Below are 22,353 nucleotides of genomic sequence, written 5' to 3' on the forward strand. Positions count from 1 at the left end.
ATTCCGGTGAGAAGAAATAAATAACATTTAAATAACAGTATTGAATGTGCTATTTTTTACCAAATCAATTAATTAGACTAACACATTTTTTTATTAAATCCGTACCTTTGATATCTTTAAACACTGAATTCTTTTTACTAAAAAACACAAATGAGCATCCTAACCCACCATTTCAATACTCCCTATAACACAGCGCCTTTTTCGAAAATTAAAAACGAAGATTTTCTTCCTGCTTTTCAAAAAGGAATCGAATTAGCAAAAGCTGAAATTGAAGCTATTGTAAGAAACCCTATAAAACCAACTTTTGAAAACACGATTGAAGCATTGGCTTTCAGCGGTGATGTTTTGGACAGAATCTCCAGTATATTTTTCAACTTGAATTCAGCGGAAACGAATGATGAGATTCAAAAAATAGCTCAGGAAGTTTCTCCATTATTATCTGAATTTGGAAATGATGTACGTCTTAACCCTGATTTATTCGCTCGAGTAAAAACGGTTTATGAGCAACGAGAAAAACTGAATTTAAATCCAGAGCAAACTACGCTTTTGGATAAAAAATACAAAAGCTTCTCCAGAAACGGAGCCAATTTGCCGGAAGACAAAAAAAATCAATTGCGAGAAATTGACAAAGAATTATCGCAATTGAGTTTGCAATTTGGCGAAAATGTTTTGGCCGAAACGCAAGCCTATCAATTACACATTACCAATGAATCGGATTTAGCCGGTTTACCGGAAGGTACAATCGAAGCCGCTCGCTCTTTGGCCAAAAGCCAAGAAAAAGAAGGTTGGATTTTCACGTTGGATTATCCCAGTTATGTTCCCTTTGTTACCTATGCTGACAATCGGGAATTGCGTCAAAAAATGGCCATTGCTTTTGGCGCCAAAGGTTTTCAAAACAATGAATTTGACAATCAGCAAATTGTGCTTAAAATTGCCCAATTGCGTTTTGAAAGAGCGCAGGTTTTGGGTTATGCTACACACGCTCATTTTGTTCTCGAAGAAAGAATGGCAGAAAGTCCGGAAAGAGTAAAAACATTTTCGAATGATTTATTGGAGAAAGCCAAACCAGCAGCTTTAAAAGAATTTGCGCAATTAACTGCTTTCGCTACAGCGCTAGACGGTATTGAACAACTGGAAAAATGGGATGGCGCCTATTACTCGGAGAAATTGAAGCAACAATTATTCAATTTGGACGATGAAATATTAAAACCGTATTTTCAATTGGAAAAAGTCTTAGACGGTGCTTTTGCAGTAGCGCAAAAATTATATGGAATCACTTTCGAAGAAATTTTCGAAGTGGACAAATACCATGAAGAAGTAAAAACATACGCAGTTAAAGACGAAGAGAACCAACTTGTCGCTGTGTTTTATACTGATTTCTTTCCAAGAAAAGGCAAACGCAACGGTGCTTGGATGACGTCATTTAAATCGCAATACATCAAAAAAGAGACCAACGAAAGACCGCATATTTCTATTGTGTGCAATTTCACAAAACCCACCGAAACAAAACCATCGCTATTAACTTTCAACGAAGTAACAACTTTATTCCATGAATTTGGGCATGCGTTACATGGAATATTAGCCAATACAACATATCCAAGTCTCTCAGGAACTTCTGTCTATTGGGATTTCGTAGAATTACCAAGTCAGATTCTCGAAAACTGGTGTTACGAACCGGAAGCACTCGCTTTATTTGCGTATCATTATGAAACTGGCGAAATGATTCCGATGGAATTGGTTCATAAAATTAAAGAAAGTGCTAGTTTTCAAGAAGGCATGGCAACAATGCGCCAATTGAGTTTTGGGTTGTTAGATATGGGCTGGCATGCACAAGATCCTTCCAATATCAAAGACATCAAAGCTTTTGAAACAGAACAATTTGCAGCTACACAATTGTATCCAGAAGTAAAAGAGAATGCAATGAGCACTTCCTTTTCCCATATCTTTCAAGGTGGTTATTCTTCTGGATATTACAGCTACAAATGGGCAGAAGTACTGGATGCTGATGCTTTTGAATATTTTCAGGAAAAAGGAATTTTTAATAAAGAAGTGGCTACCAAATTTAAAGAAAATGTACTTTCTAAAGGTGGTACGGAACATCCAATGATTTTATACAAACGCTTTAGAGGACAAGAACCCAAACCAGAAGCGCTATTAAAAAGAGCCGGATTGGTTTAAAACACAAGTATTGCAAACCAGAAGTGTAACCCCTCTTGGTTTGCAATACACTTTTAATATTTCACACAAGTTAAAACCCAAAACAACGATGAGTTTTTTAAAAGCCGAATGGAATAATTTAGCCATGATTAATTATGAAGTCAATCCTGAAATTTTAGAAAAATATGTTCCAAAAGGAACCGAAATAGATTACTGGAATGGCAAATGTTATGTCAGCTTTATTGGATTCCTTTTCGAAAAAGTACGTGTTTTAGGAATGAAAATTCCATTTCATTCTGATTTCGAGGAAGTTAATCTTCGGTTTTACGTAAGGCGTTTTGAAAATGGAGTATGGAAAAGAGGCGCTGTTTTTATTAGCGAAATTGTCCCTAAATACGCTATTTCGTTCATTGCAAATACGTTCTACAACGAACATTACCAGACCTTACCGATGAAACATACGCTTGAAGTACTAGAACATTCTCGCAAATTTATTTACCAATGGAAAGTAAATAACAACTGGAACACTATTCATGTAGAAACCAATAAAAAACCCATAGCAATTGAACCGAATTCTGAAGCAGAATTTATCACAGAACATTATTTTGGGTACACCAAAATCAATAAAAACGAAACTTTTGAATATCAAATTACGCATCCCAGATGGCAACAATATGAAGTCATCAAGAACAAATCAGTAATTGATTTTGAAGGGGTTTACGGTAAAGAATTTGCTTTTATTAAAGATTTAGAACCTACCTCCGTCTTTCTCGCTGTTGGCTCAAAAATAACCATCGAAGACAAAAGAAAAATATAATTTAATGACCCGAAAAAAAATACGGATCTAAATAAATGCTCCGCTACAAACCGTTTTTGATGTATCATGAAAGGTTAGTGAACAGCAACAATCTATAAGCACTACAATTGCAATTGAAAGAACAACAAAGGGATTGGTCACTTATAATAAAACGAGAACATGACATGGAAAATATTTTATTTTTATCAGACGCTCAAAAACCATATAACTTAATGAACAGTCTATTTATTTTGCAGATTAAATAGAGGAGGCAAAATTCAATCCATTAAGACACAACCATTTGTTTTATACAAAAAAGTAATAAATCGTTATGAACGATAAAAATTCATTATAAAGTACCTTACGATATCTTTGGTTTATTATTATTTATGTTTCCAAAAATCACCTGATTCCTTTTATTCTTGAAGGAAATATAATTTGGAAAGCTTCATCTTAAAGCAAGAAGTAGTATCCACCAAATTATCGGAATGCTTTCTACCCAAAAAGAGGTGTAATATTTTGTCCTTTTTTTATTGGCAAAAAGCAGAAATAAAGAAATAATAATCACTAAAATCAAGTTGACAATCAATTGCTTTTTATCAAAATTGCTTTTGAAAAACTCTAAAAAATAAAATGGCAGCAAAAGTAATAACCCTACTATTTTTGTTCGCTTTACTCCTATTTGCTGTGGCACGGTTTGCAAATGTGGGTCGTCTTCTGCAAAATCAATGATTTCAAAAATTAGTACCAAAATAAAAATCAAGAGAAAGCGTTGCATGCATTTCAAATAGAAGTCGGAAGTAAGAGGAATACCCGCATTTAAGAGTGGTAATACCAAAGTCACTCCTACCCAACACGAAGCCACAATATAAATTTTTACACCGGCCCAATTTCTGGCGTTTCTCCTGTTGGGAAAAAAGGGAAGTGTATACAGCATCGTAATACTCAAAAAAACCACTGCTAGAGTTTGAGTTATTCGCTCGAGCAGAAAAAAATAATAGCCAACCAAAATAAGAGAGCAACAACTTAATAAAGAAATCGCCATCAGTTCTTTCCGCATTTGTGTCTTTTGGGCTCGTGCTAAAGCATCATATTTCACAAAATTATAGCCTACAATAGTCCCAAAAAACGCAAAGCTTGCTATAGATTCCTCATAAGGAATGTGGAACATGTAGTGTGTCATTCTCACTAAGGCATAACAAGACAAACCCACGTGAATACTGCTATTTATATAAAAATTGAATATTAGCTTAAAAAACTTCATTAGACAAAATTAATCAAAGTGTTAATAAGAAAGGCTTTTAGTTGAAAAATTCACAGAAAATCAAGTTAAAAAAGGCAATTAATAGCATATTAATATTTAATTTTACAGCCTCAAAACAAGAAACACACAACCCATTTTATATACAATGAAAACAGACGCATTTGCATTAAGACACATTGGCCCAAGAGAAGATGATTTAGAACACATGTTGAAGACAATTGGCGCTGGATCGCTGGATCAATTGATTGATGAAACTATTCCAAGTGACATTCGTTTAAAATCTGATTTAGATTTAGAACCTGCAATGACGGAATATGAGTTTGCAAATCACATCCAAAAATTAGGAAATAAAAATAAAGTTTTTCAATCGTATATTGGCCTAGGGTATAATGCGGCCATTATCCCTGCGGTTATCCAAAGAAATGTATTTGAAAACCCGGGATGGTACACTGCCTACACACCGTATCAAGCCGAAATTGCGCAAGGTCGGTTAGAAGCGATTTTGAATTTTCAAACGATGGTTATCGAATTAACCGGAATGGAAATTGCTAACGCATCCTTATTAGATGAAGGAACTGCTGCGGCTGAAGCAATGGCATTACTTTTTGATGTACGCTCTCGGAATCAAAAGAAAAACAACACCAATAAATTCTTCGTTTCCGAAGAAATATTACCCCAAACATTATCTGTTTTACAAACACGTTCTACACCAATTGGAGTTGAATTAGTAATTGGAAACCATGAAGAATTCGATTTTTCTTCGGAATATTATGGAGCAATACTTCAATATCCGGGGAAATTTGGACAAGTTCATGATTATGCCGCATTTATTGCGAAAGCAGCTGAAAACGAAATAAAAGTAGCTGTCGCCGCTGATATTATGAGTTTAGTAAAACTGACTCCTCCGGGAGAAATGGGCGCTGCAGTTGTTCTTGGAACGACACAACGTTTTGGAATTCCGTTAGGTTATGGCGGTCCACACGCTGCTTATTTTGCTACAAAAGACGAATACAAAAGAAGCATGCCGGGAAGAATCATCGGTGTTACTGTTGATACAGACGGAAACCGTGCCTTGCGCATGGCGTTACAAACCCGTGAGCAACACATTAAACGGGACAAAGCCACTTCAAATATCTGTACTGCACAAGTATTGTTGTCAGTTATGGCTGGAATGTACAGTGTGTATCACGGACCAAAGGGATTACAATATATCGCTAATAAAGTACATGCTTCGGCAGTTACATTGGCAAACGCATTAGAAAAATCAGGTTTGCAACAAACGAACACGGCTTTCTTTGACACTATTGTAGTAAAGGCTGATGCCAAAAAAGTAAAAGCGATTGCTGAAGAAAACGAAATTAACTTTTATTATATTGATGACAATACGATTTCAATTTCTATAAACGAAACAACAAGTATTACCGATTTAAATAAAATTATTGCTGTTTTCGCTTCTGCAAATAGTACTCCCGTAAACACCATTGAAAGTTTATCAGAAACCAACCATTTCCCGGAACACTTAAACAGAACATCACCATTCTTGCAACATGATGTTTTCAATAAGTACCATTCAGAAACCGCATTGATGCGTTACATCAAAATGTTAGAACGAAAAGATTTGGCTTTGAATCACTCAATGATCTCTCTAGGATCCTGTACGATGAAACTAAACGCCGCTTCAGAAATGCTACCTTTGAGTATGCCGCAATGGAACAACATTCACCCGTTTGCCCCATTAGATCAAGCGCAAGGATACCAAGAAATGTTGGCTAAATTAGAACAACAATTAAATGTTATTACAGGCTTTGCAGGAACAACATTACAACCTAATTCTGGAGCACAAGGAGAATATGCAGGATTAATGGTTATTCGTGCGTACCACCATTCAAGAGGAGACCACCATAGAAACATTGCGTTAATTCCATCATCGGCTCACGGAACAAATCCAGCTTCAGCAGCAATGGCTGGAATGAAAGTTGTGGTTACTAAAACATTAGAAAACGGGAATATTGACGTGGACGATTTACGTGAAAAAGCTATTTTACACAAAGACAATCTTTCTTGTTTGATGGTAACATACCCTTCAACGCATGGCGTTTTTGAAAGTGCGATTAAAGAAATCACACAATTGATTCACGATAACGGCGGGCAAGTATATATGGATGGTGCAAATATGAATGCACAAGTTGGACTAACAAATCCGGCAACTATTGGTGCAGATGTTTGTCACTTGAACTTACATAAAACATTCGCTATTCCTCATGGAGGTGGTGGACCAGGTGTAGGACCAATATGTGTTGCACCACAATTAGTACCATTTTTACCTACTAATCCTGTAATCCAAACTGGAGGTACAACTGCCATAACAGCTATTTCTGCAGCACCATGGGGATCTGCATTAGTTTGCTTGATATCCTATGGCTACATCTGTATGCTTGGTGCTGAAGGTGTGAAAAAATCTACTGAATATGCAATTTTAAACGCCAACTACATTAAGGAGAAACTAAGCGGTCATTTCGATACGTTATATTCCGGAGAAATGGGCCGTGCTGCACACGAAATGATCTTAGAATGCCGTCCATTTAAAGAAAAAGGGATTGAAGTAACTGATATTGCAAAACGTTTGATGGATTATGGGTTTCATGCTCCTACCGTTTCGTTCCCAGTAGCAGGAACGCTAATGATTGAACCTACAGAAAGTGAAAACCTAGAAGAGTTAGATCGTTTTTGTGACGCTATGATAGCGATCCGAAAAGAAATTGAAACTGCCACTTTAGACAATCCAAACAATGTATTGAAAAATGCTCCGCATACGTTGATGATGGTCACTGCAGATGGTTGGAATTTTCCATACACTCGTGAACAAGCTGCCTTTCCTTTAGAATACATTGCTGAAAATAAATTCTGGCCCACCGTTCGCAGAGCAGATGAAGCCTATGGCGACAGAAACTTAGTCTGTTCCTGTGCTCCTATTGAAGCTTACATGGAAAGTTAAATCACTCCAAAATGTCTCGAGAAATCGGGACATTTTTTTTACAATAAAAAAAAGATACCTATAGAAAGTTTTAATCAAAAAAATATAAAATCAATATTTTTTATTTCTTATTTCAATAATTATGAAATAAAATTCATAACAAAACTTTAAATTTATACAGAAATAATCAATATTTTTGCCAATAAACTACTATTCCACAATTATATGCATGCATAGTAAATATTGTGAGTGTAGTAATTTTATAATGTTTAAATTAGCCCCAAATTTGGAAATTAACGCAATGAAAATAAAAATAACTGGAATAGGAAGTTATATTCCTGAAAAAAAAATTAGCAATACTGATTTTGGCTCACATGTTTTTTTAAATGAAGATGGCACCGCCTTTGGGTATCCAAACGAAGTAGTCATTACAAAATTTAAAAGCATAACCGGTATCGAACACAGGCGCTACGCAGAAGATCATTTAACCTCCTCTGACTTGGCTTTTTTTGCCTCTCAAAAAGCAATAGAAAATGCTGGAATCGATCCGGAAACAATTGATTATATCATTTTCGCTCATAACTTTGGTGATGTGAAGTACGGAACAACTCAATCAGATATGCTGCCAAGCTTAGCAACACGAGTTAAAAACAAACTACAAATAAAAAACCCTAAATGTGTAGCTTACGATATTCTTTTTGGATGTCCAGGATGGATAGAAGGTGTTCTTCAAGCCAATGCTTTCATTAAATCAGGTATGGCAAAAAAATGTCTAGTGATTGGTTCCGAAACACTTTCAAGAGTAGTTGATGCGCATGACAGAGATTCCATGATCTATTCGGATGGTGCTGGTGCTTCTATTATTGAAGCTTCAAACGATGAAACAGGATTATTATCCTATGAAAGTGCAACATATGCCAATGACGAAGCCAACTATTTATTCTTTGGAAAATCCTACAATCCTGATTTAGATCCTGACACACGCTACATAAAAATGTACGGGCGCAAAATATATGAATTCGCATTAAATCAAGTTCCTGCTGCTATGAAAAGCTGTTTAGACAAAAGCGGACTGGGCATTGACGATGTCAAAAAAATTCTTATACATCAAGCCAACGAGAAAATGGACGAAGCGATAATTCACCGTTTCTACAAGTTATATGACAGATCTGTCCCTAAAGACATTATGCCTATGAGTATTCATGAGTTGGGAAACAGCAGCGTAGCAACCGTGCCTACCCTTTTTGATTTATTAGTCCGTGGTCAAATCGAGAATCAAGAAATACACAAAGGAGATGTTATGATTTTCGCTTCGGTTGGAGCAGGAATGAATATAAACGCTTTTGTATACCGGTATTAATCAATTCAAGGAATTAAGCAATCAATAGCTAAATAAGGCTGTTCATAACAATTCCTCACTACAAAACTTGTTTTTCAAGGTGCCAGAAAGCTTCTTTTGGTCGCTTTTTTCACTTTGAAAAACAATATTTTAAAGCCCCGCTATTTCCGTTTCCGTCTGGGTTAAAAAACAAGGTACAAAAAAACATTTATCACTATATTTGTGCCTTGGTCCCTTGTGGTAAAATCAAAAAAACATGTACGAAAAAACGTTTCCCAATAAAAGATTCAAACATACCCTAGAATTTTTAAAAAAACACATCTCAACTTCAGAAACCATATTAGATTTAGGTGTTGAAAATCCTTTCACTAAAATCATGAAATCAGAAGGATTTACCGTTACTAACACAACTGGTGAAGATTTAGACAAAGACCAATCCGTATTTTTAAATGAGAAAAAAGATATAGTAACCGCTTTCGAGATTTTTGAACATTTATTAAATCCTTACACCATTTTAAGCGAAATAAAATCAGATAAAATTTTCATATCCATTCCATTACGGTTGTGGTTTTCACCTGCATACCGCAGTAAAACCGATATGTGGGACAGGCATTATCATGAATTTGAAGATTGGCAACTTGATTGGCTTTTAGAAAAAACGGGTTGGAAAATAATAGACAAACAAAAATGGACCAATCCCGTAAGGAAATTTGGTATTCGACCTTTACTAAGAAAATTTACCCCAAGATACTACATCGTTTACGCTGAAAAAATAAAATAATGGAGTATTACATTGTCATTCCCGCTCACAACGAAGAAGCCTTTATTGCTTTGACTTTACAATCCTTAATTTCGCAAACTGTTCAACCTAAAAAAGTAGTTGTCGTTAATGATAATTCAACAGATAAAACGGCCCAGATAGTAATAGCTTTCGCTAAAGATAATCCTTTTATCTCTTTAGTAAACAAAACTTCTAGCGCGATACATCTGCCAGGAAGCAAAGTGATTCAAGCATTTCATAAAGGCTTCGAAACACTAGATGAAGAGTATGATGTTATTGTAAAATTAGATGCTGACTTAATTCTACCTCACAATTATTTCGAAACTATTCTAAGTCTCTTTGAAAGAGATCCTATCATAGGCATGGCCGGTGGGTTTGCCTATATCGAAAAAAACGGCGAATGGATTCTAGAAAACTTAACCGACAAAGACCATATTCGGGGTGCATTTAAAGCATACAGAAAAGCATGTTTCCAACAAATAGGCAATTTAAAACCAGCTATGGGTTGGGATACCCTTGATGAATTACTCTCAAAATTTTATGGATGGAAGGTCGTTACTGATGCTTCATTAATCGTAAAACATTTGAAACCCACTGGAGCAAATTACAACAAAACAGCCCGTTACAAACAAGGAGAGGCTTTTTATACTTTAGGATACGGACTTTTAATTACCACAATAGCTTCGGCAAAACTGGCAATGATGAAAAAAAAACCGTTACTTTTCATAGATTACATCAAGGGTTTTTGGAAGGCTAAAGCTGCTAATATTCCTTTATTAGTAAACACCGAACAAGCAAAATTCATTCGTCAATACCGTTTAAAGAAAATGAAAAAAAAGCTTTTTTAGCTCCGATAATCAAAAAACTGCGGAGTCAAAAGGCATAACTGATAACTATTTTTGTAATTTAGCCCTTATTCACAAAACTATGATGCTCATTCGCTATATCACGCAAATTGGAAGATACTTTTTAATGCTAAAAGAAATTTTCAACAAACAGACAAAATGGTCTGTAATGAAAAAACTAATTTTCAAAGAAATTGATGATTTAGTTATTAGCTCTCTAGGTATTGTGGCGTTCATTTCCTTCTTTGTTGGAGGTGTTGTAGCCATTCAAACCGCACTTAACCTGACAAACCCTTTAATTCCAAAATATCTTATTGGTTTCGCTACACGACAATCAGTAATACTAGAATTTGCTCCCACTTTCATTTCCGTGATTATGGCTGGAAAAATGGGCTCTTTTATCACGTCAAGTATAGGCACAATGAGGGTGACAGAACAAATAGATGCGCTGGAAGTAATGGGCGTTAATTCCTTAAATTACCTGGTTTTTCCAAAAATAATTGCTTTGTTATTATACCCATTCCTGATTGGTATTGCAATGTTTCTGGGAGTTTTAGGTGGCTGGATGGCTGGCGTTTACGGCGGTTTTATCTCTAGCGCGGAATTTATCAATGGCACTCAAATGGATTTCATTCCGTTTCACATAGTGTATGCTTTTATAAAAACATTGATTTTCGCCATGTTATTAGCAACTATCCCTTCTTTTCACGGATATTACATGAAAGGTGGCGCGCTTGAGGTGGGTAAAGCCAGTACGGTGTCCTTTGTATGGACATCAGTTTCGATAATACTTTTCAATTATATATTAACACAGTTGTTACTAGGATCATGATAGAAGTAAAAAACGTAGAAAAATCATTCGGTGGTATCAAAATTCTTAAAGGCATCTCGACGGTTTTTGAAACCGGAAAAACAAATTTAATTATTGGTCAAAGTGGATCTGGAAAAACCGTTTTACTTAAAAGTCTTTTAGGAATTCATACTCCTGAGTCTGGAACAATCTCCTTTGACGGGCGAATTTATTCTGAATTAAATCCGGATGAAAAACGCGATTTGCGAACTGAAATAGGAATGGTTTTTCAAGGAAGCGCACTGTTTGATTCAATGACTGTTGCCGAGAACGTGGGTTTCCCTTTAAAAATGTTCACTAAAGACAATAATTCAAAAATCCAGCAACGTGTAGATTTCGTGTTAAAAAGAGTAAACCTTACAGATGCACATAAAAAACTACCTTCAGAAATTTCAGGAGGAATGCAAAAAAGGGTCGCTATTGCCCGCGCAATTGTAAACAATCCAAAATACTTGTTTTGTGATGAACCGAATTCTGGCTTAGATCCTAATACGGCCATATTAATCGATAATCTTATTAAAGAGATCACAGAAGAATACAATATCACGACCGTAATAAATACACATGATATGAATTCAGTGATGGAGATAGGAGAGAAGATTTTATTCTTAAAAGATGGTTTAAAAGCTTGGGAAGGAAGTAAAGATGAAATTTTCAGAACTGACAATGAAGCAGTAGTCGCTTTTGTGTATTCTTCTAATTTATTCAAAAAAGTACGAGAAGCGTATCTGAAAGAGTAAAGACTAACTTGATTTCAACAGCTCTACCTCTGCATTTGGATTAAATAAATACGTTTTCCCTGAACTCATTTCAAGGCATTCAAAACGCTTGGTTCTGACGGCTATTTTCTTGAAAATCTTTCCGTTTTGGATTCGAAAAACACTACCATACGGAATTTCGAATACATAATTCTTATCGTTTTGCTGGTCAAATTGTTTCAAAGCTAATGCTAAAGTCGCATCGGTATCGCTACTTGCGGTTGGATTTTTGAAATGTCGAGCTAACAACGGCAACAAGTGATTCGGAAAAATTTCTGGCCGGATGTATGGAATCATAAGCCGTTGAAAAGAATATTTCCATTCGTTTCCATGTGGTTTAATATTTCTTCCAAATTTTTCGAAAGCGACCAAATGCGAAATTTCATGAATCAACGTAATCAAAAACTTGTATTTATTCAGATTTGAATTCACTGTGATTTCATGCTTTCCACTCAATCCTTTTCGATAATCCCCATGACGCGTCTGCCGCTCGTTAACAATCTTAAGATGCACATGATGTGCAACAATAAGCTCAAAAACCGGTTTAACCGCATGTTCAGGAATGTATCTGGATAAGGTTTCGCTCAAAATAGTTATGAGTTAAGGATTGGTAGAAGAAACTTGCAAGACTTTGCCGTTGAAATATTTATTTCCAGTCAACGTAAAATCACATATATAATTGGCCATTTCACCTGCTGATATTGGTGCTTGATAGCCCGGAAAAGCTTCTGCCAGCATTTCTGTTTGGACTGAACCCAAAGCTAAAACATTAAACGAAATACCACGCTCCTTATATTCTTCTGCTAATAATTCTGACAACGTAATCACGGCTCCTTTACTCGAACTATAAGCCGCCAATCCAGCAAATTTCAAACTTCCCTGAATTCCACCCATAGAACTTATCGTTACTACGTGACTTCCTTTTTGTAAATAAGGCAAACAAATTCGGGTTAAATTAGCAACTCCAAACACATTTACTTTATAGATACTTTCAAAATCTTCCTGAGTCGTCTCAGAAAAAGGTTTTAGCAATAAACTGCCTGCGTTATGAATGATGGCATCTATTTGTTTCCAAGACTTGGAAAGAAAACCGCTGACTTTGTCTAATTCTGATTCATTTGATAGATCAACTGAAAGACAGCTAATGTTTTTATTACCCAATAAAGCTTGTGGAATTTTTCTGGAAATGGCTAATACTTGATGTCCTGCTTCGGCAAATTGCAATGCCAACTCAAATCCAATCCCTCGACTCGTTCCTGTGATAATGATATTTTTCATGAAACAAAAATAAACAAAAATCATAAAGGAAAAATGCTTTAGACTAAGGATTATTTGTAATATTAAAAACAAACAATATAATAATTTTACTTATTTTTGGCACAGAAAATGAAAAGTTAAATGACCAGAAAATGACAGAAAACATACAATTTGAAATCGCAAATTTAATTGATATTAAAGGAGTGTTAGCGTTGCAGGAATTGTATCTTGTTATTAATTTATCAGAAGAAGAAAAAATATCCGGATTTGTTACTACGCCATTTACGTCAGAACAACTAACCCAAGTTATTCAAAAAGATGAATTATTTCTTGCAAAAGACAACAATAAAATCATTGCTTACATTTTTACAGGAAGTTGGGATTTTTTCAAACAATGGCCCATTTTTAATTATATGAGCTCCTTGTTTCCCGATTTAACTTTCTTAGATTTTGAAATTACCACAATCAAGAGTTTTCAATATGGTCCCATTTGCATTCACAAAGAATATAGAGGAAAAGGATTAATATCCTCCCTTTTTGAGTTTATGAGAACGAACATGATCTACAAATATCCATTAGGCTTAACTTTCATCAATAAAATTAATATTCCGTCAGCGAAAGCTCATACTGAAAAACTAAAATGGATCATTATTGGTGATTTTCAATTCAATTCTAATGACTATTATATTTTGGCTTATGACATGACTCAGGCCGTTCCTTAGACTATTTAACCATTGTAATTTCTTGTGTTGGCGTGTTTGCCATTTGTGTTACAGCAGGTAATAATTCCTGAATAAAGGATGTCATGTGCGAAATATCCATCGCTTTGAAATCATCGGAAACATGATGGTAAAATTCAAAATTTTCAAAATCAAAGGTACTCACTGATTGGCAGGGCACCTTAAAAACATCATAAAAGGAGAAGTTATCTGATCTGTGAAACAATTTATATTCAGCTTCTTTTGGAAGAAAACCTATCGTGTTTTTCCCAGTATATTGGTTGATTTTACCCGCCATATTGGATTTGTCAAAACCAGTAATATATGCTAAATATTCTCTTTTCATTGGCACACCAATCATTTCAATATTGAGCTGGGCGTACAATTTAAAATCTTGTGCTTTCAGTTTTTTGGCCAAATGTTTAGACCCTAACAACCCTTTTTCCTCTCCGGCAAAAAACACGAAAAGAATACTCCGTTTGTTATTTTCAGTTAAACTAAAATATTTCGCCATCTCAGCAACTGCAGTTGTTCCTGATGCATCATCATTGGCGCCGTTGTTTATGAAATCGCCACTCACCCCTTTTTTATCCAAGCCAATATGATCGTAATGAGCGCTTAGAATAATAAATTCATTTTTAAGTATTGGATCATTCCCTTCAATAAAACCTACAATATTGAAAGCGGGTTCTTTGAAAGTTGACAACGTATCCCGATACGATTTAAAATAGGGCTTTACATTGTTATTTTTGAAAAACTGTTCCAAGTAATCCGCGGCCTTAACCATTCCTGCTTTTCCTGTCTCTCTACCTTCTAACTCATCCGAAGCTAAATATTTCAATGTTTCAGCAACATCATTTTCTTTAACCTTATATGTTACAGTTCCGATTTTTAATGGTGCTACATTAGCTGTTTGAGCAATGATTGTTGAAGTTGATAAACAACTAATGACAATCAAAGAAAGAGATAAAAATATTTTTTTCATGATTATGGAGATTTATTTAGCTTAAAAATATATTAGACATTTATAATTTTGGTTTATTCCGATAATAGTTCTTGTAAACTTTACCCATTTGAACAACAGCTAAAATCACAAAAAAACAGGGAATTAATACCGGCATTACATATTTTGAAAAGCTTGTAGTATTTCTAGACAACGTGTTTAAAATTAAAATCAAAGTTAGCATCCCAAAAAATGTACCTAATAAAGTCCCTGCAATATAATATTGTTTTGTATTATTTCCAATAGAAATATAATTCCCATTCATCAAATAGAGATTCCAACCAGTCCAAAATGGCAATTGAATAAAATTGATACCATTCAAAATCACACCAATAAGGAAAGGAGAGTACAATGCGTATTTCTCTAAAATACCTTGTTGCCCCATTGTAAGATTAGAATTAGCATAAAAAGAATATCCTAAAAGCAACAAAAAGAAAACAGCAAAAAAATCAATAATCCTCATTAATTTTTTATTGTTGACCAATTGCTTTGCAAAAATTAAAGTAAAATAAATCACAAACATTTCCACAAATAGAACTCCTAATAGAAAAAATATCAAACAGTTTATTCCTAGTTTTGAATAAATTTCAAAACCAACAACGTTTAAATACCCCAACGGAATTGATCCGACAAAACTCACTAAAAAACCAACAAAAAAATTCTTTAATGCCCTCATCTTCTTAAAAATTTACAATTTTATTGCTTTGTTCGAGATGCATTCTGTATTCTTTCATACCGTCTTTATGCCGTAAATATGGCACTCCATTTTTATGATTTGCCACACTTATTTCATACATATAAGTTATGTGACGGGCTAGTTCTTTCCAAGCAAAAAACAAAGAGTGTTTGGGGTCATAAATGTGTGTTGGCTCACTTGCAGCGCCATTCAACTCCACAACTGAAAAATTCAAACCGTGTTCCAATTCTTCCATGGTATTGTACATGACATCCATTCTGCCAAAGTAGAAACCTGGGATTTGTAAACACATTTCGTTAATTGTTTGTGTCAATTTTGGCGTTATCCAATGACTTCCATCAATAAATTTTGCACCGCGAGCATGGTTTCCATAGGGCACCAAATTCAACTTTTCTCCTTTTGGAAGAATATTAAATAGTTCATGTCCGTATTCCGCTTTCAAGACTTTTAATTGTAGTTCGTATCGAGGATTTTTTTTAATCAATTCTTCTACAGTCGAGAATCCGTTTCCAGTAATAATCAGAAATTCTTTAGAAACAATTCCAGTAATTCTACCAGCTTTTTCATGCGGATAGCGAACATAAAATATTCCAACTTCATTCTGATACGGAATTAAATCCTGGACTACAAAATTAAAATTAGCTTTTTTTACATATGCTTTTAAATCGGTCACGGTATTAATTTTCTTAACTCCTGATCCTCGCAGTCCAACATCAGGTTTTGCAATAAAAGGATATTTTATTTTTGCTTTGTCAATACTATCTAAAATATCTTCAAGAGCCGTTCCCGCTTTTATTAATTCCGTTTTTGGATAATAGTGTTGCGGTATCAAATTGTAAATTTCTTTTTTAGATTCCATCATAAATCCTCCATTTTTTATGGTGGGATTAGAAGCATTGAAGAAGAAAATTGACTTTGCTTTAATAGAATAATAGGACCATAAAAAATAAATAGGAATATAAACAATCTGGAAAGGCCAATATTCCCAATGTGTAATTTTATAATAAAATAGGTTAATTCGCCTGTTCGTCATAAGTAGGGTCAATGTATGCGTATTAAAGAGTAATAAATGAAGTAATATATTCCTGTTGAGCAATCAAATCATAATGCAATATAGCTACTTTATTTTTTTCAATTACCGATTGAGTAATACTTAATGTTTTCGTCTCGTCATTTCTATTGATCACTAAACCATTTTCATCATTTCCTTTTTCAGTATAGCGATGAAAATCGTACATCTTTGATTCAGAAACTTGAAAATTGTCATCCATGAAAGTATGAAACCAGTTAGCACGTTTTTCACGAATCGCTGATGGATATAACGTTGATGATGACCAAATATGGTTTTGATGAACGTCTAATAATATTGTTGTTTTCTCTTTTCCGTTCCATCGCAATTGAAAAAGAGCATTGTTTTGAAATAAAACTAACGTAAACGGTTCAATATTTTCCAAATCAATTTCTGTCCAGAAATCCTTCGGTGAAATACTACTGATCATCTCTAAGACAATCAAACCTCGGCTTTTTCGATACGGAAGTTTGACTTCGTGCTTTTCGTCGGCTCCATTTAACAGCACCAAAATGGTTCCGTCTGCATTAGCTACAAACCAAGTTCCTCCTGCTTTTGGGTCCTTTGGGAAAATAAGATTTTTCCCGTTTACAGTATAATTTTTAGGGGGTATTGCACTCGGCCTTATTGTTTTTTCATCCCGATTGGAAGTAATGATAATTTTACCATTCGTTGCTACAAAACTTACTGTGCACATTGATTTCTATATTCTATTGTAGACCGGGCAACTCCAAAATTAGGATCAATTGTAACTGTTTCACATTGTAAAATAGCTACTTTTATAAGCGCTTGATGATGAATACAATGTTCTAAATTATAGAGTAATTCTCGGAAATAATTGCTTTCAATACGAATTTCCTCTCCATCAATGACTTGTAGCAATTCAATACTTTTATTTTTTTTATCTAAATTCTGTTGAACCGTTACAATGTTTTCAATAGCAAAAGCAGTATCTGTTTGAATTCGAATGTTTCGTTCTCTTTTATCATAATTTACAATACCTAAATCATATTGATTTTCTAAACACTGAAACATCTCTATAATATGTCTGGTATGCTCTCCAATAGTTGCATCACTTAATTCTACGCAAGAATTTGAATATTCTTTTTGCGACAATTGATTCAGCAAATCAATTAATTCATTTAAACTATTATTTATAGAAGGTAGTAGCATATTTAAGTTTTAATTCAAGAAATTCATTACTCTCGTTTTATCTTTATAAACTAAAGTAACACAACAAAGAAAGGTAATTAGTGCTAAAATAAAAAGTGTGCCACCATCATTTTTCACTGCAATACCAAGGACGAACAAATGAGCAAAAATCGCACCAAGCATAACGCCGCAACCCAATATAGCCCCAAACAGCCTAGTACTTGGTATTAAAATAAAAATCACTGTCATTAATTCCACTATTCCGGTACCAATTCTTCCGTACGGTTCAATTCCCAAAGCAGCAAAAATAAATACGGATTCGTCACTAGCCGTAAATTTGAAATACAACGTTTGCACTAAAATTACCGCAACTGTGAGTCTCATTATCCAGAAAAACAAAAATGTTTTCATGATACTGCTTTTACTTTAACTCTTTTATTCCAGTTAACATCTGCTTTACTCATCAATCCAGATTCATTTTTATTCCAACTTTTCAAAGTGTTATTAAAATAAGCATTGTAAAACAAATACAATTTTCCATTACTGATTTTAAAGGTCTCCGGATTTATGGGAACCTTCTCATTAGAATCGCCCATTGCAAACGCACACCAACCCCCATATTGAGGCTCATATTTTGAAGGATTCTTCAAAAAGTATTCTTTATTTACTTGCAATGAAAAATAATACACCACCCCTTCATACAATACTGATATATCTTTCTTTCCCTTAACTGCTTTTCCCTGTTTAAAATAAGCCACAGGATCATATCCTTGAATAGCCTCGTTTTTTTCAAGGTTGAAATGAATCACTCGTTTATTGTCCTTTTGCGAAAAGCCTGAAAAAGTAGCTAATAGAAATAAAATCAACAACATTTTTTTCATTGTTACTTATTTAAAGATTTAGCCACGGCAATTAACAATTCGTTTGATATCCTGTTTTTATAATTTGGAGTAATGTGTTCAAACTCTATTTCAGCGTTCACATTTAAAATTAACACTGCAGGAACAGGTAAAAAAGAATTATTTGCACCTTCAGAACCTTTTGCTATGACAGCCTTATAATTTTCTGGTGCTTGAAAAGCAATTCCTACACCCCTGGCTAATTCGCCTTTACTATCCGATAATAACAAATAATTTAATTTCTCTTTATCATCTGTTACTTTCAGACTTTTTGGAGCATCCGGACTTATAGCAATAATTTGATATCCTAAATCTAATAATTCTTTTTCGGCTTCTGCCAGCGCAGCTAAATGAATGTTACAATACGGGCACCAACCACCACGATAAAAAACTAAAATGGTTCTTTTTTTTGCAATTAATTCGGTTAAATTCACCTCTTTATTTTCAACAGATTTTAAAATAACATCCGGAATTTTTTCACCAATAAGTAATGGTGCAATTTCTGAAGCTGATTTTGGCAAATTATTTTGAGCATTTACTGATATTCCCAAAGCTAATAAAGCCAAATAAATTATTTTTTTCATGGTGTTACATTTTTAAGTTGTAAAGCTACTGTGTAATATCGAGATGATATGTCGGCTATGTTACAGTTTAACTAAAATAACTATAATTTACTAACATCCGGTATGACAATTTCTTTCCTGCTGTAAATAATAGTACCATTCGTTTCCATTTCATTGATCAATTGTGTTGCCGTTTGTCTCGAAGTACAGATAATTTGTGCAATATCATTTTGGGTTAAGTAGTTTTCAATTACAACTTTATTCGCTACTTGTTTGCCTTCTTTTTCAGCCCAATCTTTTAGGAACTGAAACAATCTGGTTCTGGCGTCTTTAGAAATCAAATTAGAATAACTGTTCTTAATGCGTTTCATCTTTAAGCCTACGAACTTAGTGTAGGACAACGCCAGACTTGGATTTCGCAACAATAAATCTTCAAAATCTGACATCAAAAAACTACAAATAGCTACATCATCGGATAGCACTTTTGCATATTCATTAGATTGATTATCAACATCTAAAGCTAACTCTCCAAACAAATCTCCTTTTTGAATAATGTCTTTAATCGTTTCATTTCCATCTTCATCGACCGCAACAATTTTTATATTCCCTTTTTTTAAAAGAAAAATTCTCGGCAAATCCGACGTAGAAAAATAGATAATTTCGCCTTTCTGTGCTTTTTTAAAACCAGTAATAATGCACAATTGTCTTATTTGTCCAAAACTCAACGTCCTAAATAATTTGTGATCGCGCAAATACCAATATTTTAAATCCTCGTACATAAAATTCTTTTCGTAAATGTATTGAAAAAACGAGTAAAAAAACAAAACCCTTTCAAATCAGAACTTGAAAGGGTTTGTAAAATATTATATAATATATTTATGAAACCAATGTTCTTGAAATTACAATTCTTTGTATTTCAGAAGTTCCTTCATAAATTTGAGTAATTTTAGCATCACGCATCATACGCTCTACATGATATTCAGCCACATATCCATTCCCACCGTGAATTTGAACAGCTTCAATTGTAGTATCCATAGCCGTTTGTGAAGCAAATAACTTAGCCATAGCACCCGATTGTGAGATATCTTTCCCTTCATCTTTTTCAGATGCTGCTTTGAGAACTAGCATTTTTGCAGCCATAATTTGAGTGGCCATATCTGCTAATTTAAAAGCGATCGCTTGGTGTTTAAAAATTTCTTTTCCAAAAGCTTTTCTTTCTTGAGAATATTTCAACGCCAATTCATACGCACCGGTTGCTATTCCTAATGCTTGAGAAGCGATACCTATTCGTCCGCCGTTCAAAACTGACATCGCAAAATTAAACCCAAAACCATCTTCTCCAATTCGGTTTTCTTTAGGAACTTTAACGTCCGTAAACATTAATGAATGCGTATCTGAACCCCGAATTCCCATTTTCTTTTCTTTGGGACCAATATCAAATCCAACCCATCCTTTTTCAACGATAAAAGCATTGATTCCTTTGTGTCCTTTTTCAATATCTGTTTGAGCGATTATAATATAGGTAGATGCCGAAGAACCATTGGTTATCCAGTTTTTAGTCCCATTCAATAAATAATGATCTCCTTTATCCAGAGCCGTTGTTTTTTGAGAAGTTGCATCGGAACCCGCTTCTGGTTCTGATAAACAAAAAGCACCAATTACCTCTCCTTTTGCAAGAGGAACCAAATACTTCATTTTTTGTTCTTCATTACAATATTTTTCAATCCCCGCACAAACTAATGAATTATTTACTGACATAATTACCGCAGCAGATGCATCCACTTTTGAAATTTCTGTCATGGCTAAAACATACGAAATACTATCTAAACCTGATCCACCATATTTTGGATCCACCATCATCCCCATGAAACCCAATTCGGCCATCATCTTCACTTGTTCAGTTGGAAACTTCGAATGTTCATCTCTTTCAATAACTCCTGCTAACAATTCGGCATTTGCAAAATCACGTGCTGCCTGTTGAATCATTAAGTGCTCTTCGGTTAGATTAAAATCCATATTTTTATAGTAAATTAAATGTTCTTAAATTTGAGGACAAAAGTAATTATTAAAAACTAGTTTTCAAACGATTTCGTAAATTTAGCCAATGTTTAAAGAAAAGTATATTATAATAGGAATCATGTCTGGAACTTCTCTAGACGGAGTAGATTTAGCACATATTGTCTTTACTGTCAAAAACAACAAATGGGACTTCCAAATTCTGGAATCCGAAACCATATCTTATGCTGTTGATTGGTTAAACAAATTAAAAAAAGCAGTTGATTTTTCTCAAGATAAACTCGAAAAATTAAACCAAGACTACACGCAACTCCTAGCTGTTATTATCTCTAACTTTATCGAAAAGCACAAAATAAAAAACCTTGATGCCGTTTGTTCCCACGGACATACTATTTTACATCAACCACAAAACGGATTGACACTTCAAATTGGTAATCTACCCGAAATCGCTACTTTAATTAACCAAACGGTCGTTTGTGATTTTAGAGTTCAAGATGTACAACTTGGTGGTCAGGGTGCCCCTTTAGTCCCTGTTGGCGACAAAATATTATTTTCTGAATATGAGTACTGCATTAATTTAGGCGGTTTTTCGAATGTTTCGTTTGAGCGAGAAAAGAAACGAATCGCCTTTGACATTTCGCCTGTAAATACTGTTTTAAATTTTTACGCCAATGAATTGGGATTGGATTATGATGACAGAGGTAGTATTTCAAGAACTGGAAGTTGTAACGAAGATTTATTAAATGAATTAAATGCTTTGAATTTCTACCAAAAGAAACACCCTAAATCATTGGGTTTTGAGTTTGTAAAAGAAACTGTTTTACCTATTATCGAAAAATATTCTATTCCCATTGAAGACAAATTACACACTTTTACTGAACATATAGCTATTCAAATTGCGCTGGCATTACCTATAAAAAAAGGCAGTATACTTATAACTGGCGGTGGTGCATATAATAATTTTCTGATAGAGCGCATCCAATATCATTTACTGGAAATGAAAATTATTATTCCATCAACTAAAATTTTGGAATTCAAAGAAGCATTGATTTTTGCATTGCTTGGTGTTTTAAAATTACGCGGAGAAATCAATGTTTTGAGTAGTGTTACAGGCGCAAAGAAAGATCATAGTTCCGGAATTATTTATTCACCAAAATAAAATTAAAAATAGATAATTCACATTATTCTATTTTTTATATTTGCCAAAATTAAAC

The 22,353-nt window shown here is 34.3% G+C and carries 23 protein-coding genes; 10 read left to right on the forward strand and 13 right to left on the reverse strand.

Annotation, left to right across the window (positions count from 1 at the left end; translation table 11 throughout):
- Nucleotides 1-150: 150 nt before the first annotated feature.
- Together AC0608_RS01885 and AC0608_RS01890 are read left to right on the forward strand one after the other, a co-directional pair.
- The gene (locus AC0608_RS01885; protein WP_478287942.1) at nucleotides 151-2,178 is read left to right on the forward strand and encodes a M3 family metallopeptidase; all 2,028 of its coding nucleotides are present in this window, start codon (nucleotides 151-153) and stop codon (nucleotides 2,176-2,178) included.
- Between the two features lie 10 nt (nucleotides 2,179-2,188).
- Nucleotides 2,189-2,974: a YqjF family protein gene (locus AC0608_RS01890; protein WP_478287943.1), complete on the forward strand. Its 786-nt coding sequence runs from the start codon at nucleotides 2,189-2,191 to the stop codon at nucleotides 2,972-2,974.
- A 427-nt stretch (nucleotides 2,975-3,401) separates the two neighbouring features.
- Here the strand turns inward: AC0608_RS01890 and AC0608_RS01895 are convergent, their stop codons facing one another.
- Nucleotides 3,402-4,217 (reverse strand): hypothetical protein, encoded by an 816-nt coding sequence (locus AC0608_RS01895; RefSeq protein WP_478287944.1) that lies wholly within the window; start codon nucleotides 4,215-4,217, stop codon nucleotides 3,402-3,404.
- Between the two features lie 145 nt (nucleotides 4,218-4,362).
- Here AC0608_RS01895 and gcvP point away from each other — a divergent pair, with 145 nt between their 5' ends.
- From gcvP to AC0608_RS01925, 6 genes are all read left to right on the forward strand, one after another.
- Nucleotides 4,363-7,212 (forward strand): aminomethyl-transferring glycine dehydrogenase, encoded by a 2,850-nt coding sequence (gene gcvP, locus AC0608_RS01900; RefSeq protein WP_478287945.1) that lies wholly within the window; start codon nucleotides 4,363-4,365, stop codon nucleotides 7,210-7,212.
- Nucleotides 7,213-7,492: 280 nt separating this feature from the next.
- Nucleotides 7,493-8,551 (forward strand): 3-oxoacyl-ACP synthase III family protein, encoded by a 1,059-nt coding sequence (locus AC0608_RS01905; protein ID WP_478287946.1) that lies wholly within the window; start codon nucleotides 7,493-7,495, stop codon nucleotides 8,549-8,551.
- Nucleotides 8,552-8,786: 235 nt separating this feature from the next.
- A complete protein-coding gene (locus tag AC0608_RS01910; protein ID WP_478287947.1) occupies nucleotides 8,787-9,311 on the forward strand; it encodes a class I SAM-dependent methyltransferase in 525 nt (174 codons plus the stop codon).
- Complete coding sequence (locus tag AC0608_RS01915) at nucleotides 9,311-10,159, forward strand: glycosyltransferase family 2 protein (RefSeq protein WP_478287948.1); 849 nt, start codon at nucleotides 9,311-9,313, stop codon at nucleotides 10,157-10,159. Before AC0608_RS01910 ends, AC0608_RS01915 begins: the two co-directional genes overlap by 1 nt.
- A gap of 79 nt (nucleotides 10,160-10,238) precedes the next feature.
- Complete coding sequence (locus AC0608_RS01920) at nucleotides 10,239-10,988, forward strand: MlaE family ABC transporter permease (protein ID WP_417961160.1); 750 nt, start codon at nucleotides 10,239-10,241, stop codon at nucleotides 10,986-10,988.
- Nucleotides 10,985-11,746 (forward strand): ABC transporter ATP-binding protein, encoded by a 762-nt coding sequence (locus AC0608_RS01925; RefSeq protein WP_417961162.1) that lies wholly within the window; start codon nucleotides 10,985-10,987, stop codon nucleotides 11,744-11,746. The genes AC0608_RS01920 and AC0608_RS01925 overlap by 4 nt, the downstream gene beginning before the upstream one ends.
- A gap of 3 nt (nucleotides 11,747-11,749) precedes the next feature.
- On the opposite strand, the gene AC0608_RS01930 is transcribed toward AC0608_RS01925, so the two are convergent.
- Together AC0608_RS01930 and AC0608_RS01935 are read right to left on the reverse strand one after the other, a co-directional pair.
- Nucleotides 11,750-12,352 carry a SprT-like domain-containing protein gene (locus AC0608_RS01930; protein WP_417961164.1) on the reverse strand — a complete coding sequence of 201 codons (603 nt, stop codon included), beginning with the start codon at nucleotides 12,350-12,352 and terminating at the stop codon, nucleotides 11,750-11,752.
- Nucleotides 12,353-12,364: 12 nt separating this feature from the next.
- Nucleotides 12,365-13,042: an SDR family NAD(P)-dependent oxidoreductase gene (locus AC0608_RS01935; protein ID WP_417961166.1), complete on the reverse strand. Its 678-nt coding sequence runs from the start codon at nucleotides 13,040-13,042 to the stop codon at nucleotides 12,365-12,367.
- Between the two features lie 131 nt (nucleotides 13,043-13,173).
- Here AC0608_RS01935 and AC0608_RS01940 point away from each other — a divergent pair, with 131 nt between their 5' ends.
- On the forward strand, nucleotides 13,174-13,743 hold the full coding sequence (locus AC0608_RS01940) for a thioredoxin domain-containing protein (protein ID WP_478287949.1): 570 nt from the start codon (nucleotides 13,174-13,176) through the stop codon (nucleotides 13,741-13,743).
- A gap of 1 nt (nucleotide 13,744) precedes the next feature.
- On the opposite strand, the gene AC0608_RS01945 is transcribed toward AC0608_RS01940, so the two are convergent.
- From AC0608_RS01945 to AC0608_RS01990, 10 genes are all read right to left on the reverse strand, one after another.
- Nucleotides 13,745-14,725, reverse strand: coding sequence for a M28 family peptidase (locus tag AC0608_RS01945; RefSeq protein WP_478287950.1), 981 nt, complete (start codon nucleotides 14,723-14,725; stop codon nucleotides 13,745-13,747).
- A gap of 40 nt (nucleotides 14,726-14,765) precedes the next feature.
- Nucleotides 14,766-15,419 carry a hypothetical protein gene (locus AC0608_RS01950; RefSeq protein WP_417961172.1) on the reverse strand — a complete coding sequence of 218 codons (654 nt, stop codon included), beginning with the start codon at nucleotides 15,417-15,419 and terminating at the stop codon, nucleotides 14,766-14,768.
- 4 nt (nucleotides 15,420-15,423) lie between these two features.
- Nucleotides 15,424-16,473 (reverse strand): ATP-grasp domain-containing protein, encoded by a 1,050-nt coding sequence (locus tag AC0608_RS01955; protein WP_478287951.1) that lies wholly within the window; start codon nucleotides 16,471-16,473, stop codon nucleotides 15,424-15,426.
- 22 nt (nucleotides 16,474-16,495) lie between these two features.
- Complete coding sequence (locus tag AC0608_RS01960) at nucleotides 16,496-17,206, reverse strand: NRDE family protein (RefSeq protein WP_478287952.1); 711 nt, start codon at nucleotides 17,204-17,206, stop codon at nucleotides 16,496-16,498.
- Nucleotides 17,194-17,682: a DinB family protein gene (locus AC0608_RS01965; RefSeq protein ID WP_417961178.1), complete on the reverse strand. Its 489-nt coding sequence runs from the start codon at nucleotides 17,680-17,682 to the stop codon at nucleotides 17,194-17,196. The genes AC0608_RS01960 and AC0608_RS01965 overlap by 13 nt, the downstream gene beginning before the upstream one ends.
- A 9-nt stretch (nucleotides 17,683-17,691) precedes the next feature.
- Complete coding sequence (locus tag AC0608_RS01970; RefSeq protein WP_417961180.1) at nucleotides 17,692-18,072, reverse strand: DoxX family protein; 381 nt, start codon at nucleotides 18,070-18,072, stop codon at nucleotides 17,692-17,694.
- A complete protein-coding gene (locus AC0608_RS01975; RefSeq protein WP_417961182.1) occupies nucleotides 18,069-18,542 on the reverse strand; it encodes a YHS domain-containing (seleno)protein in 474 nt (157 codons plus the stop codon). The genes AC0608_RS01970 and AC0608_RS01975 overlap by 4 nt, the downstream gene beginning before the upstream one ends.
- Before the next feature lie 2 nt (nucleotides 18,543-18,544).
- Nucleotides 18,545-19,144, reverse strand: coding sequence for a peroxiredoxin-like family protein (locus AC0608_RS01980; protein WP_417961184.1), 600 nt, complete (start codon nucleotides 19,142-19,144; stop codon nucleotides 18,545-18,547).
- A gap of 80 nt (nucleotides 19,145-19,224) precedes the next feature.
- Nucleotides 19,225-19,902: a Crp/Fnr family transcriptional regulator gene (locus AC0608_RS01985; RefSeq protein ID WP_417990340.1), complete on the reverse strand. Its 678-nt coding sequence runs from the start codon at nucleotides 19,900-19,902 to the stop codon at nucleotides 19,225-19,227.
- 97 nt (nucleotides 19,903-19,999) lie between these two features.
- Nucleotides 20,000-21,139 carry an acyl-CoA dehydrogenase family protein gene (locus tag AC0608_RS01990; protein ID WP_478287953.1) on the reverse strand — a complete coding sequence of 380 codons (1,140 nt, stop codon included), beginning with the start codon at nucleotides 21,137-21,139 and terminating at the stop codon, nucleotides 20,000-20,002.
- Nucleotides 21,140-21,227: 88 nt separating this feature from the next.
- Here AC0608_RS01990 and AC0608_RS01995 point away from each other — a divergent pair, with 88 nt between their 5' ends.
- Entirely contained in the window at nucleotides 21,228-22,298 is a 1,071-nt protein-coding gene (locus AC0608_RS01995; protein ID WP_478287954.1) for an anhydro-N-acetylmuramic acid kinase, read from the forward strand.
- The last annotated feature ends 55 nt before the right edge of the window (nucleotides 22,299-22,353 follow it).

The sequence above is a fragment of the Flavobacterium sp. GNP008 genome, assembly GCF_056428965.1.

Coding starts and splice junctions, on each gene's coding strand:
- AC0608_RS01905 (WP_478287946.1), top strand. CDS start 7,493: ATGAAAATAAAAATAACTGGAATAGGAAGTTATATTCCTGAAAAAAAA.
- AC0608_RS01895 (WP_478287944.1), bottom strand. CDS start 4,217: ATGAAGTTTTTTAAGCTAATATTCAATTTTTATATAAATAGCAGTATT.
- AC0608_RS01980 (WP_417961184.1), bottom strand. CDS start 19,144: ATGAAAAAAATAATTTATTTGGCTTTATTAGCTTTGGGAATATCAGTA.
- AC0608_RS01940 (WP_478287949.1), top strand. CDS start 13,174: ATGACAGAAAACATACAATTTGAAATCGCAAATTTAATTGATATTAAA.
- AC0608_RS01985 (WP_417990340.1), bottom strand. CDS start 19,902: ATGTACGAGGATTTAAAATATTGGTATTTGCGCGATCACAAATTATTT.
- gcvP (WP_478287945.1), top strand. CDS start 4,363: ATGAAAACAGACGCATTTGCATTAAGACACATTGGCCCAAGAGAAGAT.
- AC0608_RS01910 (WP_478287947.1), top strand. CDS start 8,787: ATGTACGAAAAAACGTTTCCCAATAAAAGATTCAAACATACCCTAGAA.
- AC0608_RS01935 (WP_417961166.1), bottom strand. CDS start 13,042: ATGAAAAATATCATTATCACAGGAACGAGTCGAGGGATTGGATTTGAG.
- AC0608_RS01925 (WP_417961162.1), top strand. CDS start 10,985: ATGATAGAAGTAAAAAACGTAGAAAAATCATTCGGTGGTATCAAAATT.
- AC0608_RS01955 (WP_478287951.1), bottom strand. CDS start 16,473: ATGACGAACAGGCGAATTAACCTATTTTATTATAAAATTACACATTGG.
- AC0608_RS01990 (WP_478287953.1), bottom strand. CDS start 21,139: ATGGATTTTAATCTAACCGAAGAGCACTTAATGATTCAACAGGCAGCA.
- AC0608_RS01960 (WP_478287952.1), bottom strand. CDS start 17,206: ATGTGCACAGTAAGTTTTGTAGCAACGAATGGTAAAATTATCATTACT.
- AC0608_RS01885 (WP_478287942.1), top strand. CDS start 151: ATGAGCATCCTAACCCACCATTTCAATACTCCCTATAACACAGCGCCT.
- AC0608_RS01945 (WP_478287950.1), bottom strand. CDS start 14,725: ATGAAAAAAATATTTTTATCTCTTTCTTTGATTGTCATTAGTTGTTTA.
- AC0608_RS01965 (WP_417961178.1), bottom strand. CDS start 17,682: ATGCTACTACCTTCTATAAATAATAGTTTAAATGAATTAATTGATTTG.
- AC0608_RS01970 (WP_417961180.1), bottom strand. CDS start 18,072: ATGAAAACATTTTTGTTTTTCTGGATAATGAGACTCACAGTTGCGGTA.
- AC0608_RS01920 (WP_417961160.1), top strand. CDS start 10,239: ATGATGCTCATTCGCTATATCACGCAAATTGGAAGATACTTTTTAATG.
- AC0608_RS01975 (WP_417961182.1), bottom strand. CDS start 18,542: ATGAAAAAAATGTTGTTGATTTTATTTCTATTAGCTACTTTTTCAGGC.
- AC0608_RS01950 (WP_417961172.1), bottom strand. CDS start 15,419: ATGAGGGCATTAAAGAATTTTTTTGTTGGTTTTTTAGTGAGTTTTGTC.
- AC0608_RS01915 (WP_478287948.1), top strand. CDS start 9,311: ATGGAGTATTACATTGTCATTCCCGCTCACAACGAAGAAGCCTTTATT.
- AC0608_RS01995 (WP_478287954.1), top strand. CDS start 21,228: ATGTTTAAAGAAAAGTATATTATAATAGGAATCATGTCTGGAACTTCT.